Origin of the sequence: Bernardetia sp. (assembly GCF_020630935.1) — a bacterium.
Lineage (GTDB): Bacteria > Bacteroidota > Bacteroidia > Cytophagales > Bernardetiaceae > Bernardetia.
Genome location: NZ_JAHDIG010000148.1, coordinates 1 through 3195, shown reverse-complemented (window position 1 = coordinate 3195; position 3195 = coordinate 1). Strand labels below are relative to the sequence as shown.

2 protein-coding genes are annotated in these 3195 nt (G+C 35.6%); both read left to right on the top strand.

Going from position 1 to position 3195, the window contains the following annotated elements; translation table 11 throughout:
* Positions 1–2126 (top strand): OmpA family protein (locus tag QZ659_RS20445; protein ID WP_291728950.1); only part of this gene is annotated, 2126 nt, incomplete at its 5' end.
* A gap of 636 nt (positions 2127–2762) precedes the next feature.
* A partial coding sequence (locus QZ659_RS20440; protein WP_291728948.1) for a hypothetical protein occupies positions 2763–3195 on the top strand: 433 nt, incomplete at its 3' end.

Here is a 3195-nt window from a genome sequence, read left to right as displayed (position 1 = left end):
AAGCACCTGTTATTATTGCAGATAAATACTCAATGTTAAGTAAAGAAGATTCTATGCAGTACAATATTGGCGGCATTAATGACGCAATGAAAGGTACAGAATTAGAAGCTGCTAATGAAGCGAATGAGCTGAAAACAATGAGTAAAAAAGAACGCAAAAAGCAACGTAGAGCAGAGCGTAAAGCCCGCAAAGCAGAACGCAAGGCAGCTAAAAGAGCGAAGAAAGCTGGTGAAAAGGTAGATGAACAATCTACTAAGAATGACAGAAAAGCTCGTAAAGCAGAACGCAAAGCGGCTAAAAAAGCGAAGAAAGATGCGAAAAAAGCCATTAAGGACGCTGTAAAACAAGCTGTTAAAGATTGTAGAGCAACTTGCGAAACAATTGAAGATAAAAAAGCTCGTAAAGCTTGCAAAAAACGTTGTAGAACAGAAGAAGGTTATGCACCTTACTATCGTACTCCAGAAGTGGAAGCTGTAGAAGGTATTGGCGAAGCTCCTAAAGGAGACGTAACTACAGTAGAAGATACCATTAAAGAAATGGACGAAGAACAAGGTAGTTACCAAAATAAATTAGACTCTTTAGAGCAAGTAATGAAGCAGGAACAAGTAGCTCGTGATGAAAAAATCAAAGCAGCAGCAACTAACCCTACTTCTCAACAACAGCCAGCAGCAATTGCACAACCACAGTCAACTGTTCCGCAGCAGGTACAGCCACAAGCTCCTGTTGTTGTTCCACAAACGCAACCTACTATTGTAATGCCTCCTGCGCCTGCACCAGCACCTACACCAATTCCTGTTTCAATAAACAACGGTGTAGATGAAAGTGATGTTCGTTCTATGCTTAATGAACGTGATTTGCAAGATTTGAAAATGCAAATGGAAATCATGAAGTTAAAGCAAGAATTGCAACAAGGTGGTAAGAATGATGCTACTTTGGAAATGTACAAATTGGAAACAGACCGCTTACGTCAAGAAGCTTCTGACAATAAAATATTGAAAGAAATTGAAAGCTTGAAAAAAGAAATTGAATCTTTAAGAGGCGGTTCTATTGATAGAACTATTGAGAAGGAAATCATCATCGAAAAAAAAAATGATGACGAACAAGAAATAATTTTCGAACGTGAAAGCAGTGAAACTGATGAGTTGAACAACGAATTGGAAGAACTCAAAAAAAGGTTAAATGAAAAGAAAAGCGAAGAGGAAAATGAGGAAACGGAAACAGAAACTATTGACCCTAATGAGGACTTGCGAAACGAAATTGAGCGTTTGAAAAAACAATTAGAAGAGAAGGAAAAGAACGAAGGTAATGAACGTTCTGAGGTGGATGATTTGCGTAAAGAAGTAGAAGCTTTACGTGCTGAAGTTAAAAAAAAAAATAACGAAAAGCCCGCTAATTCTAGCGGGCTTTCCGTTCCTTCTCCCAACGATGAGTTAGTATTGGAAATTGAACGTTTGAAAAAAGAACTAGCAGAGGCAAAGAGTAAACCACAACCCAAAGCATATCCTACAACACCAGTTGTAAATGATGCGGTAAGTCGTAAGTTAGATGCCTTAACCAACCAAATTAGTGGTTTGCAATCAGAGGTTACTAGGTTGCGTAATCAACCGCCACCAGCCCCTCGAATTATTACTACACCTGCACCACCAGCACCCGTTTATACGAGTCCTGCGCCACGTCGTATTATAAGTACTACACCTGCACCAGTTTATACAAGTCCTGCACCTGTTTATTCTGAGCCTGTAACTAGTGGACGTACTGCAACCATTGTTCGTTCAACGGATGGCTATGAGGAAGTAGTGAAGTATTTCAAAGCTGAAATTTTCTTTGGGAATAATTCTGTTTACATCACTCCTTCAGAAGAAGAAAAGATATACAAAGTCATTTCGGTTTTAAGTGATTATCCTGAATCACGTTTAAAAATAGAAGGGCATACTGATAAAACGGGTGCTGCCGAATACAATATGATTTTATCAAGAAGACGTGCTGAAGCTATTAGATCAAAACTAATTAACGAATATGGAATTGATAATGACCGTCTAATGATTAGTTTTTATGGAGAAGAATTAGCTAATAGAACAGGTAAAGATCCTTTAGCAAGAAAAGTTGTTTTATCATTTGTAAGATAATAGAATTATATCTTGTGGATGTCCTTTTTTAAGGGTAAAAAACTCTTTTGTCTTTTTCCTATATTTTTTTTGAGTACTACAGTAGTGTTTATTCCAATTATTTGGGATATTTCTCTACAGATGAAAATAAGCTATAGAACTGCTACAAGTGCCTACTTCTATTTTTATTAAAAAATAGGTTTATAGTCTGAAACAATTCTTATTTGAAAGTCTTTTTGTTTTAAAAATGGTGCTTTTTAGATAATATTGCCTATTATTTTGAGTACGACTTGAAAATGAAATGGACTCAAATCTTTTGATGCCCACGAGCGTTTATACGCATAATTTTTTCCTACATTACACAAACTCACATCTGGTAAATACCCCTATTTACATTGTATAAGTTTTTTGTACTATACTTTTGTCTCTGTATTCAAAAAACTTTTACTTTTACTATTCTCAATGACTGTTTAAACGGAAAAAAAAAATTTACTATTGCTTCTTTTGGAGCAGTTTATATTTTATACTTGCAACTTTATTGCAAAAAAATGGTTAAATAATGAGAAGGATATAGCCTCCTTTTATTTGGTGACTTTGGTATAATAAAGTCGTCTCATTTGTAGCTTGAATTAAATAATCCTATTAAAAATAATAATCATGAGTAACCAAGACGATATGGGTAGTAAAATTAAAAATACCACACCTAGACAAGCACTTATTGCTACTGTAGCCTTGTTGGTATTTGCCATATTACTTAATATTCTTTTCGGACCTAAAGACCACCATAAAAAACATGACAAGAAATTAGTTAAAAAGGAGGTTTTTGAAGAGACGAAAAAGAATGTAAAGAAAACAACGGATAAAGCTATCGCTAAAACAAAACATGCAGGAGAAAAATTGGGTATTGTTGCCCATGATGATAAGCATGAAGGCGAAGAAAAGCATAAAGATGGTGATAAGCACGAAGACGAAAAAACTGAGGAAGTAGTAGAAGAAGAAGTTGTAACAGAAGAAACTGAGGAAGTAGTAGAAGAGGAAGTTGTAACAGAAGAAACTGAGGAAGTAGTAGAAGAGGAAGTTGTAACAGAAG